Source organism: Xenorhabdus sp. PR6a (assembly GCF_028599065.1).
In the GTDB taxonomy this organism is placed as follows: Bacteria; Pseudomonadota; Gammaproteobacteria; order Enterobacterales; family Enterobacteriaceae; genus Xenorhabdus; species Xenorhabdus doucetiae.
The window spans coordinates 1-16,556 of sequence record NZ_JAQRFJ010000027.1 but is presented as its reverse complement, the minus strand read 5'-3'; the positions used below and the strand labels follow the sequence as shown (position 1 = coordinate 16,556).

10 protein-coding genes are annotated in these 16,556 nt (G+C 40.8%); all 10 read right to left on the bottom strand.

Annotation, left to right across the window (positions count from 1 at the left end; genetic code table 11):
* Positions 1-288 precede the first annotated feature (288 nt).
* Positions 289-1,737, bottom strand: a complete 1,449-nt coding sequence (glnG, locus tag PSI15_RS09175; protein ID WP_273583270.1) for a nitrogen regulation protein NR(I) — start codon at positions 1,735-1,737, stop codon at positions 289-291.
* Between the two features lie 39 nt (positions 1,738-1,776).
* The gene (glnL, locus tag PSI15_RS09170; RefSeq protein WP_273583269.1) at positions 1,777-2,826 is read right to left on the bottom strand and encodes a nitrogen regulation protein NR(II); all 1,050 of its coding nucleotides are present in this window, start codon (positions 2,824-2,826) and stop codon (positions 1,777-1,779) included.
* Positions 2,827-3,015: 189 nt separating this feature from the next.
* On the bottom strand, positions 3,016-4,425 hold the full coding sequence (gene glnA / locus PSI15_RS09165; protein ID WP_045973155.1) for a glutamate--ammonia ligase: 1,410 nt from the start codon (positions 4,423-4,425) through the stop codon (positions 3,016-3,018).
* A gap of 264 nt (positions 4,426-4,689) precedes the next feature.
* Positions 4,690-6,624 (bottom strand): hypothetical protein, encoded by a 1,935-nt coding sequence (locus PSI15_RS09160; protein ID WP_273583268.1) that lies wholly within the window; start codon positions 6,622-6,624, stop codon positions 4,690-4,692.
* The gene (locus PSI15_RS09155; protein WP_273583267.1) at positions 6,587-8,164 is read right to left on the bottom strand and encodes a hypothetical protein; all 1,578 of its coding nucleotides are present in this window, start codon (positions 8,162-8,164) and stop codon (positions 6,587-6,589) included. The genes PSI15_RS09160 and PSI15_RS09155 overlap by 38 nt, the downstream gene beginning before the upstream one ends.
* Positions 8,165-8,310: 146 nt before the next feature.
* Positions 8,311-9,537 (bottom strand): hypothetical protein, encoded by a 1,227-nt coding sequence (locus PSI15_RS09150; protein WP_273583266.1) that lies wholly within the window; start codon positions 9,535-9,537, stop codon positions 8,311-8,313.
* Positions 9,538-9,584: 47 nt separating this feature from the next.
* Positions 9,585-11,120, bottom strand: coding sequence for a hypothetical protein (locus PSI15_RS09145; protein WP_273583265.1), 1,536 nt, complete (start codon positions 11,118-11,120; stop codon positions 9,585-9,587).
* Positions 11,121-11,261: 141 nt separating this feature from the next.
* Positions 11,262-12,833, bottom strand: coding sequence for a hypothetical protein (locus PSI15_RS09140; RefSeq protein WP_273583264.1), 1,572 nt, complete (start codon positions 12,831-12,833; stop codon positions 11,262-11,264).
* 167 nt (positions 12,834-13,000) lie between these two features.
* A complete protein-coding gene (locus PSI15_RS09135) occupies positions 13,001-14,572 on the bottom strand; it encodes a hypothetical protein (RefSeq protein WP_273583263.1) in 1,572 nt (523 codons plus the stop codon).
* A gap of 500 nt (positions 14,573-15,072) precedes the next feature.
* Positions 15,073-16,556 (bottom strand): Ig-like domain-containing protein (locus PSI15_RS09130; protein ID WP_273583262.1); only part of this gene is annotated, 1,484 nt, incomplete at its 5' end.

The following is a 16,556-nucleotide window of genomic DNA, read 5'->3' as shown; positions in this document are numbered from 1 at the left end:
TGTTTTTTTGAATATAATTAATTTTATTTTTATATTCAAATTATTTGTATTTTCTATTATTTATTAAAACGAATGGGTTATTTAAAATCGTAGCTTGTTATCTCAATTGTAATTTATTTTTCAATTTTACATTTTCTATATTAAATATCGTTTCAAAATGATAGGAGTAAATCTTGTCCCGCGCGCCGCGCGGGACAAGATTGCATGCTCTCACTATATTATGAGATTTCTTTACTCCTCGCGTCACAAGGAGTAAAGACGTGATCTACGATTTTGAAATGACATTGACTACAACCCCAACTCCTTTAATTTCCGTGTTATCGTATTCCTTCCCCAGCCGAGCAAACGGGCGGCTTCCTGTTTATGCCCATGGGTATATTCCAGCGCGCAATTAAGCAGCGTGCGTTCCAATAGTGGCAGCGCATCGGAAAGGAGATCAGTTTTTCCCTCTTTTAACGCATGTTGCGCCCATTCTGCGAGCAGTTGTGACCAACTATTTTCAGACGGCAGCGCGGAGCGTGAAAGAGGGGAATTTCCCGCTTGCTCTGTGGGTGGGTTGCCAAGCAGGTCAGCGGGCAGATCTTGTACCAGTATTTCCTTGCTTGCCGCCATCACCGTCAGCCAGCGGCAGACGTTTTCCAGTTGGCGGACATTGCCTGACCACGGCAGCCGCATCAGGGCAAGCTCAGAATCAGGATGCAGCACCTTGGCTTCAACGCCCAGCTCTTTGGCGGTTTGTTGCAGGAAATGGTGTGCCAGACGAGGAATATCCTCCACTCTGTCCCGCAAAGGCGGTAACTGAACACGGATCACATTCAGGCGATGGTAGAGATCTTCCCTGAATTTACCTTCTGCAACACGTTGCTCAAGGTTCTGGTGCGTGGCGGCGATGATACGGACATCCACCTTCACCGGGGCATAGCCGCCGACGCGATAGAATTGCCCTTCGGCCAGCACCCGCAGCAAGCGAGTCTGGATATCCAGTGGCATATCACCGATTTCATCCAAAAACAGCGAACCGCCATTGGCCTGCTCAAAACGCCCGTGGCGCACTTGATTCGCGCCGGTAAAAGCGCCTTTTTCATGGCCAAACAGTTCAGATTCAATCAAATCTTTCGGGATTGCTGCCATATTCAGCGCAATAAAGGGTGCCAAAGCGCGTGGACTATGGCGGTGAAGCGCATGGGCAACCAGCTCTTTTCCCGTGCCGGATTCCCCATTGATTAACACGCTGATAGAAGAGCGGGAAAGACGGCCGATAATTCGGTACACCGCCTGCATGGCAGGGGCTTCTCCGATCATATCTGAAACGGATACCGGCAATTGCGGATTGGCAGCGGATTGGTGTTGTTCCCGATAGTGACTTCGTGCCCGCTCAACCAGCGCCACCGTTTCATCAATATCGAAAGGCTTGGGCAGATAATCAAAGGCACCGTGTTGGTAAGCACTGACGGCGGCATCCAGATCCGAATGCGCCGTCATAATGATGACCGGAAGCTGTGGGTGACTCTGTTTTATCTGGTTGAGTAAAGTCAGCCCATCCAGTCCGGGCATGCGGATATCGGACAGAATAACTTCCGGATTACCCTGTGCGGCATGATCCTGTGACAGCGCGGCTAATACGGCATCGGCATTTTCAAAACTGATGCACTCTATCCCCGCGCTACTCAGCGCCCGTTCAAGTACCCAGCGGATAGAACTGTCATCATCAACGATCCAGACTTTTCCTCGTTGCATAGTCACCCTCTCCTTCTTGCTCAGTGGTTCCCTGATCGGTTATTTCTTGATAGGCAGGTAAATGGAAAACTCCGTATGCCCGGGCCAACTGGTAAATTCAATTTTGCCGGCATGTTGGTCGATAAGATTACGTGCGATGGATAAGCCGAGTCCAGTTCCACCTTCATAGCCACTGATCATGGGATAAAAAAGCGTATCCTGAATAGGGGGAGGAATACCCGGCCCGTCATCTTTAATATCAATGCGGGCTGCCAACCGGTAGCGTTCACCCTGTAAGGTAATCTGGAACGCGGTTCGCGTTCTCAGGGTGATGGTTCCTCCTTTCTGACCCAGCGCCTGTAGCGCATTGCGGGTGATATTCAGTAACACTTGCTCAATTTGGTCAGGATAATGAGCCAGTTCTGGCAAACTGGGATCATAATCTTTAATCAGCGTGACATTCTCCGGCATTTCCAGTGAGACTAACTGATAGACCCGCTCGACCACATGATGAATGCTCTGGCGGGTTTGGGCGCCCGGATGCTGCGGCCCCAGCAAGCGATCAACCAGATTGCGCAGCCTGTCTGCCTGCTCAATAATTACTTGGGTATACTCCCTCAAAGCGGGATCGGGCAGTGCCTTGGCAAGCAACTGCGCGGCTCCCCGCAGCCCGCCAAGGGGATTTTTGATTTCATGTGCCAGCCCCCGAACCAGTTCCCGCGCAGCCGCCTGCTGGGCTTGTTGTACCTGCTCTTGGCTTAACCGGCGTTGACTGTCCATAGATGCCAGTTCCAGCAGAATAAGCTGTTCGGAAATTGGTTGGGCACTGAGCGACATCACATGAGCGTGATTATTGATCACCAGGATGACTTCGTTATCGGTAAAGCCCTGACCGTTGATCAAACTGGAACGCATCAGTTCGGTATCCAGCGAAATATAGCTAAACAGGATAGGCAGAGGCGTACCGAATAATTTACGTGAACTTTGTGCCAGAAGTTGCATAGCAGAATGATTGGCGTAGCGAATAATCAAGTCATTATCCAGCACCAAGACGTTGTTAATCTGTGAGTCGAGAATATGTTCTGCTTTGGGCAAACTAACCATTGTCATTCCGTTCCTGCACTTTTTTGGTGCATTGTAGCTTATTTAACCATAATTAATGAACCCTTCCGCTCAAACTCTTATCGGGATGTGTATGTAAGGGAAAAGAGCCCATCCAAAGATGGGCCAAAAGTTTCACGGCAACAAAAAAATCACAGTCACGCCATCCGGCACGTGATAAGGCATGACCGAATAAGGTTACACACTGTAATACAGTTCAAACTCCAGAGGATGGGGTGTCATACGGACACGTTCAATTTCCCCCTGCAACAAATTGATATAAGCATCAATCGTATCATCAGTGAAAACACCGCCGCGTGTCAGGAATTCGCGGTCTGCATCCAGCGCAGCCAAGGCATCTTCCAAAGAAGAGGCCACAGTTGGGATCTCTTGTGCTTCTTCTGCGGGCAGGTCATACAAGTTTTTATCCATGGCATCACCGGGGTGAATTTTGTTGATGATGCCGTCGAGACCGGCCATCAACAGCGCAGAGAAGGCCAGATAAGGGTTCGCGGCGGGATCGGGGAAACGCACTTCAATACGGCGAGCTTTGGTGCTGGCAACCACCGGAATACGGATAGACGCGGAACGGTTACGGGCAGAATAAGCCAGCATTACCGGCGCTTCAAAGCCGGGCACCAGACGCTTGTACGAGTTAGTTGTTGGGTTAGTAAAGGCATTCAATGCGCGGGCATGTTTGATAATACCGCCGATATAGTACAGGGCCATTTCGGACAAGCCACCGTATTTGTCACCCGCAAACAGGTTAGTGCCATTTTTGGACAGCGACATATGGCAGTGCATACCTGAACCGTTATCACCCACCAGCGGTTTTGGCATAAACGTCGCGGTCTTGCCAAATTTATGGGCAACGTTATGCACCACATACTTATAAATCTGGGTCTCATCCGCTTTTTTGGTCATGGTATTAAAGCGGGTGGCGACTTCGTTTTGCCCGGCCGTGGCGACTTCATGGTGATGGGCTTCAACGACCAACCCCATTTTTTCCATTGTCAGGCACATGGCTGAACGCAGGTCTTGCGAAGAATCCACCGGCGGAACCGGGAAATAGCCGCCTTTAATACCGGGACGATGGCCTTTGTTACCGCCTTCATAGCGCGTACCGCTGTTCCATGCAGCTTCGGTATCATCGATATGATAATAAGAACCAGAGATGGAACTGCCAAACCGGATATCATCGAACAGGAAGAATTCGGGTTCTGGTCCAAATAAAACGGTATCAGCCAGATCGCTGGCACGCAGGAAATCTTCTGCGCGTTTTGCAATGGAGCGAGGGTCGCGGCTATAACCTTGCATGGTACCGGGTTCAAGGACATCGCAACGCAGGATCAGGGTGGCATCATGAAAGAAGGGGTCGATCATCGCGGTGCTTGGATCGGGCATCAGCACCATATCGGATTCATTGATCCCTTTCCAGCCACCGATAGACGAACCGTCAAACATTTTGCCATCTTCAAAGAAGTCTTCATCAACTTGGTGGGCAGGGATGGTGATATGTTGCTCTTTACCTTTGGTGTCAGTAAAACGTAAGTCAATAAACTTCACCTGATGTTCTTCAATCATGGACAACACATGTTCAACGGACATACTGGCCTCTCCTGGAAAAATTAAGGGCGATTATCGATCTCTTAGGGTCAATCTTTATGAAATCGCGATTGTTTGGGTAAATGCGAAAAGCGTGCCAGTTTTTTAAAATGTTTTAATATCAATGTTCGGAGAGACCGGAGACAAAAAATGAATCAGGGAAAAGCACAGTTTTAAATCGATTTGCACCGAATTTGGGAGTGATAACAACTCAAATGCACCATAATAGTGCACTTGAGGGCTGCCAATGATTATTGGTAGCCAAAATTATTCGTAATAACTAATGTTGCCATCAAGATACTGTTGTACAGAGCTGCTATTTCCGCCTCCGGCATAATCTCCCCAAGTAATGACTTTATTATCTTGTGTCAGAGCAGCAAATGCTTTCCCGGTCGCGTAGATAGCTCTTACATTTTTAAGCTGATTCTGCACTGCGGAAGAGTCACCGCCATATTCAGGTGATCCCCAAGTGGTGACAGTACCATCTTTGTGCAATGCGGCGGAGGCTTTTGCTGAACATGTCACTTGAACGACATTTTCTAATCCATCTATAACGACCATGCTGACTTGGAGTACGGAGTTGATTTCTCCGACAGTACCATCCATCAATCTTGACTCAAGAGTCGTTCTATTACCTGATATATCTGAAACAGATGAGTATGGAGACCCCTCTGCAAGGAAGGAGCTTTCAAAAATCGATAGAGTTATATCAGAGGGGTTGCGGTAACCGATGCCTGTACGAGGCGTCCTGTAATCCCATCCTATGGCAGGGACAATTTGTGCGATCTGAGCTACCCCGTCTACGTATTGCGGTTGGCCAACTATTGTTGAGGGTAGCCAGGGCCAATAATTTGTCGTTCCATCTTGCTTTATAATGATAAAAGTGTCTAAGACAGGGATAATGCCACGGAGATTTCTGTAGGATTCATCTTCTTGTCTCTCCATCCAACCCACCATGTTATTATGTCTGGTTGCTTGGGCTGGTCTGCTAACTATCAAGGATGACATCGCAGTTTCAGTATTAAAAGCAAGGACAGCAATATCATTTCCGAGAAGGAGAGTCTTCTCAGGGGGGCCTAATCTGGGAACAATATAGGGGCCAAAAGGCAATGCATCACCGGGTATCCAAGGGTTTCCCCAGGTACAGCCAGTTCCATCAGACCTTAGCGCGATAAAACAGGTGTTTCCCGCCGCAATATCAACGTAATCCGCGCCAGGGCAATAAGATGCGTAAATCGTATCATTTTCTGGTACTCCCCAAAGTGACAGGCTTCCATTATTTTTCAGGGCCAGGTAGCCGTATCCAGAGGCGAAAACTTTTTTTACGTCATTATCAACATGACCAGAATTTGCCGGATTCATATTTCCCCAAGTGACAAGGCTATTGTCATTGAGCAATGCCGCAAAACTAGAGGAAAAACTTTCCGGGGCACAAAACGGGGGTTGCCAATCATATAAGTGTGGTTTTATGTAGACAGAATCAGATGTTCCGCCATTACCAAAGATATTAAGGGGTTGAATTACGCGATGATATTTTTTATCAAGAGAGTAAACGGATATTTTGATACTTGGTGAAGTATCATAAAAAGTCGAGCTTTGAATAACACCAAAATTACCATTGGTATATTGCCAACTGATATCGACTTTGGGCGGTTCCATATATTCCCACAAGACTTCAACGGGTTCCAAGGTTTCCTTATCCAAGGCAACCAGGCACTGCGGCCCGTAGAGAGCGTTAGCCGTACTATAAAGTGTGGTGCGTGCCCCCATGACAATAAAGGCACTGTCATCTGTGGGGGGTATGACGGGGGGTTTAGTTGATGCTTGGTCAACAACGGTGATATTAATCTTAGGGGAGTATAATAGGTTACCGTATGTCTCCTCTATATAATAAACAGAATATTGCCCGACGGGGATTTTGTTTTTTGGAATGTTAATCGTGAAATAAGATGAATTTAAATCACTGCCTTTAACAACATAAGGGTCAATCTTAATTTGATTGAAATAAATAGTGAGTTCATCATTGATAGAGACATTAGGATAGGTATCGATTTCAACAACAATATAATCACCATTCAATTTTTCCAAATCTAACGTATTGTTAGTGGATTGTGGTAACCTTGGGCTGGATAATTTATTATTTATATCAGACATATTTTCCTCTCTAGTTATTATGTTCTTCGTCACAATCATCTGCACCATTCGCAGAAGTCACTATTCTTCCTGTCCAAGTACTAGAAGAAGAGCCAGCAGCTTGATAACTAAACTGAATAAGACCAGCATGACAATTTTGATATTCGTGGCACCCTGAAACATAATGTTTAGGTATTTCTATGGTAAGAATTGCTGTTTGACCATCGCCATTAGGGTCAGGTTTATCAGGCATCTTTTTACTAAGCACCTGATTGACATGCCTGGGGTTCGATTTGATAAGCAAAGTGAGTTTCACCTGACTACCTAATGGAGGTTTTGTTTTATCAGTAACATCATTCGTTCCTGTAATTTGAACAAATAGTGCGGCATCATTAGCATTATTCTTATGCTGAGATATTGCCGGGCAATTAACAATATTATTTGGATCTATGTTTTCACAATTATCAGGGGCAGCTTCTTGTATAATATTATTGGGTGAGTTTGTTCCAAAGCTAGAATAAACCACGCATTTATCATAATACGTCGGTTTAGGCCAGGATTCTCCCGTGTATGTCAATTTTAGTGAATTTGAATATAACGTTTCTCCACTTGAGAGAAAAACCAAATAGGAAAACTCAGAGGCCACGCCTATTTGAAACATATTATAAGGCAAAGATATGCTTGAATAATTACCAAGCTCATTTAATCCTACAAGAATATGATCGTATATTGTGGTCTTTCCATCAATACAGAATTTAATAATATCCCCAACTTGTGCATCAGAATAAAGAGGCACATTAACCAGAAAATTGGTTTGATTATGAGTGGTTAATTCTCCTCCATTTTCAAATCCATCAATCGCGGGGGCAGGGAGATAATTACCTGAACTTACGGGTTTATTGTTGACAATATGCAGTGGGCTATCCGCTATTACCTCGCTTGTTATGCCAAAGACTTGTGTGTATAACTCAAGAGTGACTGGTTGCATCTCTTTAGCATAAACATAAAAAATTAAATTACCAGATTGATTTGAAGATAATAAAACTCCCTCCCTGTATTGATATTTTTCGATATCAATTTTAGTGCTGTTATCATTTCCATATAAATCTATTTTTTCTATATCGTTAGGCGATGATGCAGAGATAAAAACAAAAAGGCGGGGTATGGGATTACTATGTTGATCTTTAATTCTCGCCATAACGCGAGTTCTGGATTCGCCATTGTTTCCATCAGGGGGTAAATTAGGTTGGCTAGGAACATCTAAATAAGATTTGTCATAATAAAGCCTTAACGAATCGTTATTTAATGTCCTTGCCGTATACTCGACACTTTGTGGGGGGAAAGTGATATTACCTGAGATGGAAAAACCAAATCTGACATAATCCCCATCAGTCATATTTGATGACATTTCCAAATAAAGGATGAATAATTCAGGGGATTCATCAGAATGGGTCGTGTCTAATAATGTGACATTATGAGTGTTGTCCAGATAGACAGTGGTATCAGGTGATATTTTATCATTAGATTTTAAAGTAACATGAAGTACTAATCTTTGCCCAATGATAACACTAGAACCCGAAGGAATAGAGACCTCAATTTGGTTGCTCATTATATTACCTTATTCAGAGTACATTTTATATATACCTTATAAGCTTCAAGTTGCAACTTGAAATCGAAAGCAGATTATTATCTCCCCGCAGCGCTGGGAGATAATAAATGCATCTTGAAGTGTGAAGAGTATAAGTCAATTTAACTTCACTCAATATCTGGGGTGTCTATATACCCTTCCCATATATTGCCATATGTGACACCATTATCAGAATCTTTCCCTATTTGATAATCAAAATAAATATCCCCGCCTCTGTTTGGATAAGATAAACAATGGGTTAAAAGATGATGAGGTATATTAAATATCACTTTAGCCGTATTATCACTGCTGTCGGGAATAAAAGGCATGGTTTTTTCAAAGGTATGAGTCACGGTTCTTGACTTGGAGTTAATATATAAATTTAAATATATAGTTGATCCCAGCGGTACTTTCCCTTTACCTGCTGCATCTTTTTCGCCTGTAATTTGGACAAATAACCCCGCATTATCTGGAGGGTTATTCCGATAATTAGATATTTCAGTACTGTTAACATAACTCCATTGTTCTAAAATATTTTCATCAGAAACGCCTACGCTGTTATATACTATACACGTATCATATGTTCTATCAACGTCAGTCCAGGGTTTATTGTATGGGTTTCCGTGATAAATTAAATCCTTCACTTGGGATGCAGCCATATACCCTGACCGGATGATGGAATAAGAAAATCTTGAAAGCTCATTCTTATTAAAGATACAGTAAGGTAAATCAATAGCAGTTAAGTCATCTTCGTTTTCAACTTGAATGGAAATTTTGGTATAAATGTCATTGACAAAGAATAAGATATGATCCCCAGGTTTAAAATCTGCATATCTTACTATTCCTATCGTAAATTTACTTTTTCCATTCGATTTTAGATCTTCGCCGTGAAAATTAAATATTTCAGGCACTATTAAGTCTTTAGGGAGACTCTCTAATGCGTGATTAGCGCAATATATCGTGTATTTTGCATCAATCGTATCGGTAGATCCTATGACTTGAGCGGTCAGATTGATGATTAATGATTCTGCCATAATAGGGTAGATATAAAACTTGATGTTGCCATCTTGATCGGTCGTGATATCAAATCCATTACTTCCCTTTTCAATAATAATTTCTTTATTATCAGCATCATAAATTTTTGCTTTTTGTAAGTTATCTATTAAATCATCTGATATATGTACTTTAAGATCAGGTAGCGGCGTCCCACTGACATTTCTCACCTTGGATGTTACTGTGGCGTATTGTCCTTTTTTCTGGCTACCCGATTGATCGGGGAATTCCAGAAATGGGTTATCAATATCCAATTCCAGTGTCCTAATATCGATGTCTTCTTTTTTCAGATAAGAGTTCATAAAGTTTTCCTTGTGAAAATGCAAATAATTTGATTCAAGATTATATGTTATAAATCAATTTCATTATTTCCAATCGGGATACCTACTCTAACCGTATCTATCTCTGCCGCCCAAACATGACCATAACCAATATCATTACTATCCTTTGATGTGAAACTATAATCAAATTTAATATCGCCGGAATCGATATCGACAAGATCATCATAGTTAATATTGAACTGTAAAATGCCATTTTTTGGCATCGTATCTTTCATAGATTGAATTGGCGGATTTTTATTATGCGAACGAATATAGATATTCAATGTGACTTCGGCACCTAAAGGCACTTTGGTATTATTATTCCCGGTATTACCCGAAATCTCGACAATTAAGCCAGTGATATTGGCAGGAGGGTATGAACGGATATAATCGTAATTAATCATGCTATCAGCGGGTATAATGGTTTTGGCACTGGTCATAACAATGCTGGCATCATATTTTCTGGTCACATTTGGATCGGGTTCATAGATGACTCCTCCCTTGTAAGTTAAACGTAACACATTAGATGGGATCATATCTCCTGCATGGTGCCTAATGACGACATAAGAAAATCGCGATAATTCGTTTTCTTTGAAGATACTATAAGGTAACTTAATGAAATAACTGCCTAGTTGTTTTGGGTTTTTAAGTGTTTTATAAATGCCTGTAAAATTAAGATTGACAAAGAATAGAATATTATCACCAATTTCTGGATTGATATAGGGGTTTATTCTGACGGAAAATAGAGGCGAACCATCTGAGATTAAATTGTCACGATTAAAACCTAAAATTCTGGGTTGTTGTAAAGGAGATTCAACCACGAATGGATCACTGTTAACAACGTAATAAGTATCGTTGGCAACGGTTTGATGAGTTACTCCTATGATCTGAGCGTATAGATTAAGAATAAGTGATAATCCCTCAATGGGATAAATATAAAATATAATCCCCCCATCCTTGTCTGAAAGTAATGTAAACCCATCATTGCCTGATGGCATTTTTGTGTCTATTTTTTGTGTATCTTTGTTCGTATCAAGATAGATATTAACTTTTTCAAAGGTGCCATTTGTATCATTAGTGATAAAGACCGGCACCCCCGACAATGCTTTTCCGTCTAAATCTTTGATGGTGGTATAGACTTTTGTTCGTGTGCCGTTAGGCGGCTTATTATCTGCCACCGGCATCGTTTGAAAAGGGTGTTCTACATTAAAAGCCAGTGATTTTGGATCAATGCTTCTTGCTAAGTACTGTACCTTTTTGGAAAAAACCTGCTGAGGATTATTGGTATCAGTTGCTTGTATTGTAAAGGTTATTGGCGTATTTTCAGTGATTTGATCTGATACTTTAAGCGCTATAGTGGCACTGTATTGATTATTTCCGCCATCAGAAGTTGCGAGCATAGTGATAGCATTTGTCGGTACATTAATATGCGTGGCAGAGTTAAAGGAAAGAATTATATTGCCAATTGCTGTCGTATCTAACGCTAAAGTGACAGTCAGCTCAAACCGTTGACCTATTATCAAGTCAGAATTATCGGGTACTGAAATACTCAATGCACTATTCATCTCATTACCTTGTTTTATTATTATGGTATGTATTTATTATCTCCCCGCAGCACGGGGAGATAATAAGCGGCTGTCTTCTTGCAACTTGAAGTTTATAGGTTCTATTTATCAGAATTAAATTAGTCCACTATATTATTGATATTAGTTATCATCACTTCCAATTGGAACCCCGAGTCGTACCGTATCAATTCTACCCTCCCAAATATTGCCATAACCATTAATGGATGCACCATGCGGGCCGGTATTTGATGTAAATTGATAATCGAATTCAATACTACCGGCTGCGCCATTATCGTATGCATCGATATCAATAAGATCATGGTAGTCAATATTAAAAAATAAAGAGCCGCTTGCAGGCATCGGTTGTGATAGGGATTTACGCGGTGGATTTTTGTTATAAGAACGTATATACATATTTAACGTGACCATAGCACCGATAGGCACTTTCTTTTTATCCTGACCAGTGGTATCGCCTAATATTTCGATAAATAATCCTCTTTTCCCTTGACTATTTGGATAACTTTTTATTGCATCATAGTTAATGACACTATTCTGAGGTAGCGTCGTTTTTACACTAGTCATAACGGTGCAGGTATCATAATCTCTTTGTATATACGGAAGAGGTTTATATATTACACCGCCCTTATAAGTTAAAGGCAATTCCTCAGAGGGTAAAATACTGCCATCATAGGCACTAATAACAACATAAGAAAAAGTGGATGGTTGATTTTCTTTGCCATTAAATATGCTATAAGGCAGGCTAATGGTATAGGAATTTAATTGTTTTTTATTTTTAAGGGTTATTTGTTGATTAGTATATTGTCCGTTGACATAAAATAATATATTGTCACCAGCCGTTGCGTTAAGATATTTTTCTATCTCTACCAGAAAGGTGAAGGAACCATCCGAGACAAAATCACCTTGCAAAAATCCCAAAATTTTAGGTAATCTCAAAGGATACATTATCTTATTTGGATTAGGATCAATAATATAACAGGTGGTATTAGCATGAGTTTGGTAAGTGGATCCCGTTATTTGGGAATATAAGTTAATTGCGAGTGATAATCCTTTAATTGGATAAAGATAGAATGTAATTATTCCGCTGCTATCTGAAAGTAAGGTAAATCCATCACTTCCTGATGGCAGTGTGGTATTTATTTTTTGAGCGCTTGCGGTATTGCTATCATAAATATTAACTTGTGAGAAATCACCATCATGGTCACTTGTTATAAACACAGGAACACCGGATAATGTAGCACCACTGAGGCTTTTAATGGTTGTCGATATTTGAGTATGTGAACCCTTCGGCGGACTATTCTCTGCCTTCGGCGTATCTTGAATAGGCTTGTTGATTGTGAGGACCAATGATGCCGGATCGATAATATGTGCGGTGTATGGCACGGTTTTTTGTATTTTTCCACCCGGAAAAGCGGCGTTATTTGCCTGCAAGTCAAGCGTAATCGGGGTATTATCGGGTGTTGTATCCGGTATAGTTAAATTCAGCGTTGCCGCATATTCGTTTCCTTGGCCAGCTTGCATAGTAATGGGGCTTGATGGACCCTGAATATTTATATTTGTAGAAGAAGGCAGAAATGAAAGCGTGACATCGGTAGCTAATTTCTGCCCTGCATCTAAAATCACAGTCAGTTCAAAAAGTTGGCCTGCTATCAAATCAGAATTTTCTGGTACTGACAATTTCCATAAGTTATTCATTTTACCACCTTATCGCTTAGGTATGTGTTTTATTATGGCATGTATTTATTATCTCCCCGCAACACGGGGAGATAATAATCGGCTGTCGTCTTGCAACTTGAAATTTATAAGGTCTGTTTATCAGGGTTAAATTAATTAAAAAATAATCATTCACTATGTTATTGATATTAGTTATCATCACTGCCAATGGGAACCCCGATTCGTACCGTATCAATTCCTGCCTCCCAAATTTTGCCATAACCATTAATGGCTTCACCATGCGGGCCGGTATTTGATGTAAATTGATAATCGAATTCAATACTACCGGCAGCACCGTTATCGTATGGAGCAATATCAACAACATCATGGTAGTCAATATTAAATAATAAAGAGCCGCTTGCCGGCATGGGTTGTGATAGGGATTTACGTGGTGGATTTTTGTTAGCAGAACTGATGTACATATTTAACGTGACCATAGCACCGATAGGCACTTTACCTTTTTCATGACCACTTTTATCGCCTAAAATTTCGATAAATAATCCCCTGTCTTTACTATTTGGATAACTTCTTATTGCCACATAGTTAATGACACTGTTCTGAGGCAGAGTTGTTTTTGCGCTAGTCATAACGGTGCAGGTATCATAATCTCTTTGTATATACGGAACAGGTTCATATATTACCCCCCCTTTATAAGTTAAGGGCAATTCATCAGAGGGTAAAATACTGCCATCATAGGAGCTAATAACAACATAAGAAAAAATGGATTGTTGATTTTCTTTACCGTTAAATATACTGTAAGGCAGACTAATGGTATAAGAACCCAATTGTTTTTTATTTTTAAGTTTTATTTGTTGCTTGGTATATTGTCCGTTGACATAAAATAATATATTATCACCAGCCGTCGCGTTAAGATATTTGTCTATCCTTACAAGAAATGTAAGGGAACCATCTGAGACGAGATCGCCATCATCTGAAAGTATTAGGATTTTTGGCAATCTTAAAGGATACATTATCTTGTTTGGATTAGGATCAATAATATAACAAGTGGAGTTGGCTTTAGTTTTATAAGTGGCTCCTATTATTTGGGAATATAATTTTATTGCGAGTGATAATCCTTTAATTGGATAAATATAAAATGCAATCATTCCGTTGCTATCTGAAAGTAAGGTAAATCCATCACTTCCTGACGGCAGTGTGGTATTTATTTTTTGAGCGCTCGCGGTATTGTTATCATAAATATTAACTTGTGAGAAATCACCATCGTTATCATTTGTTATAAACACAGGCACACCGGATAATTTGGTACCACTGAGGCTTTTAAGGGTTGTCGATACTTGAGTAGATGAACCACTCGGCGGAATATTCTCTGCCTTCGGCGTATCCTGAATAGGGTCAGCGATGGTGAGGACCAATGATGCCGGATCAATGATATGTGCCGTGTATTTCACGGTTTTTTGTATTTTTCCACCCGGAAAAGCGGCGTTATTTGCCTGCAAGTCAAGCGTAATCGGGGTATTATCGGGTGTTGTATCCGGTATAGTTAAATTCAGCGTTGCCGCATATTCGTTTCCTTGGCCAGATTGCATAAGTATGGGGGTTGATGGACCCTGAATCTTTATATTTGTAGAAGAAGGCAGAAATGAAAGCGTGACACCGGTAGGTAACTTCCCACCTGCATCTAAAGTCACAGTCAGTTCAAAAAGTTGGCCTGCTATTAAATCAGAATTTTCTGGTACTGACAATTTCCAAGAAGTACTCATTTTATCACCCTATCGCTTAGATATGTTATTGTTGAAATCTGTGTTTTCTCATGATTGCGTTATTTTTTCTATACCAGAATTTGATATCTGGAACCAAATTTTAGTTAGAATAAAACAGGCAATAATATCTTTTAAATAATTTATGGGGTAATGATGATATATAGCCACCATCACAATACAGAATAAAATGGTTTCCTATGTTATGCCCTGCTTTCTTGCCCTCTACCATAGTCGGTTTTTTTATTTGTATAATGAGAAAAGGTTATCAGGTGATAACTTTTTCCTATCGATTATCTGCATCAAGTTTTAAATGCTAAAAATAAACCATTAGTGGATTTGTTTAGAGAGAAACGGGTGGGGAGCGTTCGTTTTTTTGGTTTTATATTCTAGTGGCTATATCCAAAAATAGATATAGCCTACTAAGTTTTGTTAGGGTTGATTGTTAATAATAAGTTTGACTAATAAAACACCATGGTTAAGGTGTTTTATTGTAACGGTGTTTAATTATATTTACAAACTAATACACCTTTACTGTAAGGATCTGTATCAATAGTATCGGTAATAACATCATAGATAACATAATTATTTCTTGCTCGTGTATCTTTGGCTTTAATTTTAGCTTTATTTTGGGGTATTGGCTTGATCGCATCAAATAACCCCCATGCATAAAGATTGTTAAATTCGCTACTGAACGTTGTTGGTCCGTAAGAAATTTTAAGATCTTGTATGTTAATATCATGGTAAATCGCATCACCTGCATTTGGCTGATAATTATCACAATTAGTGCCACTGTTAACAGTCTGATATGGATCATTTAAGTTAACATAACTATAACCATCAACATAGCTTCGAATATTTAAATTATATTCGTATAATAAGTGTCTTCCATCTGACTTTTTAATATTGGCTTCTATCGTTACTTTTCCTAGTCCTCTTGCCACTATAGGGCCTTTGTTATTGACACCATATCTAATAAACCCAAGATAGTCCGTGACCGGTGGTGCTTTAGAAGAATAAGTGATTTCGTTTTTATCAAACGATTTTTTTGAGTTTGGATCTCTTAATTCAGCGTATAGGCTGGAGAAATAATTATATGGACCGGGTTCAGAAAAAGTTTTATTAACACTTGGATTAAATTGATTATAGACATACAGCACTGCTGGTTGAGAAACAGCAGCAAAAGTCACTGAATTATCCTTATTTGTCTTCTGAATCTCATTCCCTCCTTTTTGAGTCGGTATTGTTAATGTCACGTTAATCTCTTTATAAACCCCAACATGACTGTCTAATGTTGCATATAAATAGCCTTTATCATCTGTTTTCAATGAAACAGGTTTAGGTTCAGGTAAATCTGTTGTGTTAATCTGGCTCTCACGAGTCCATTGCACCTTATTGAATGGATATTTATCAAGTATCTTTGTGCTGCCTTTATGCGAAATCTTCGCCCTATATATATATCTACCTTTCCCTTTCTCATCACCAGTCAATGGATTGCTCGGATCAAACTTTTCCAGAGGGTCTTTAGGGTCTTTCCATGTCCCGTTTCTGTCAACGCCATAAACCTCAACACTGTTGATTTCAAAATCCACTGGCGGAGAGGTAAAATCTACCGTGGTCTCCTGAGCGCCAACCCCATCCACGGAGGCTTGTACAGTCACTTTCTGAACCTGAGTACTGGTTAATTTTGTGACCGCTTCACCATTCGTGTTGCTGGTACTCGTTACCGGATCAAGCGTTACCGCCTCCTTATGGGGAGCATCGATTATCGTCCAGTTAACTGTCTTACCCAGTTCCAATTTTTGACCAGTAGCATCCTTGACAGTGACGGTAAGGGTATAAGATTCATTTACCAATATCGATTTTGTTGGTTGAACGTTTATTGGCGATATCTGTTCCGGTTTGAAATCTACGGGTTTTGCCTGAACGGACTTGTGGCTTCCCACCGTCAGTGAAACCAAAACCCCGTTAAATGCCTTATTACTGG

What these genes read in the sequence shown, in the direction of transcription:
- PSI15_RS09145 (WP_273583265.1), bottom strand. Translation starts at nt 11,120, where the DNA reads ATGAATAGTGCATTGAGTATTTCAGTACCCGATAATTCTGACTTGATA.
- glnL (WP_273583269.1), bottom strand. Translation starts at nt 2,826, where the DNA reads ATGACAATGGTTAGTTTGCCCAAAGCAGAACATATTCTCGACTCACAG.
- PSI15_RS09150 (WP_273583266.1), bottom strand. Translation starts at nt 9,537, where the DNA reads ATGAACTCTTATCTGAAAAAAGAAGACATCGATATTAGGACACTGGAA.
- PSI15_RS09155 (WP_273583267.1), bottom strand. Translation starts at nt 8,164, where the DNA reads ATGAGCAACCAAATTGAGGTCTCTATTCCTTCGGGTTCTAGTGTTATC.
- glnA (WP_045973155.1), bottom strand. Translation starts at nt 4,425, where the DNA reads ATGTCCGTTGAACATGTGTTGTCCATGATTGAAGAACATCAGGTGAAG.
- PSI15_RS09140 (WP_273583264.1), bottom strand. Translation starts at nt 12,833, where the DNA reads ATGAATAACTTATGGAAATTGTCAGTACCAGAAAATTCTGATTTGATA.
- PSI15_RS09160 (WP_273583268.1), bottom strand. Translation starts at nt 6,624, where the DNA reads ATGGTGCAGATGATTGTGACGAAGAACATAATAACTAGAGAGGAAAAT.
- glnG (WP_273583270.1), bottom strand. Translation starts at nt 1,737, where the DNA reads ATGCAACGAGGAAAAGTCTGGATCGTTGATGATGACAGTTCTATCCGC.
- PSI15_RS09135 (WP_273583263.1), bottom strand. Translation starts at nt 14,572, where the DNA reads ATGAGTACTTCTTGGAAATTGTCAGTACCAGAAAATTCTGATTTAATA.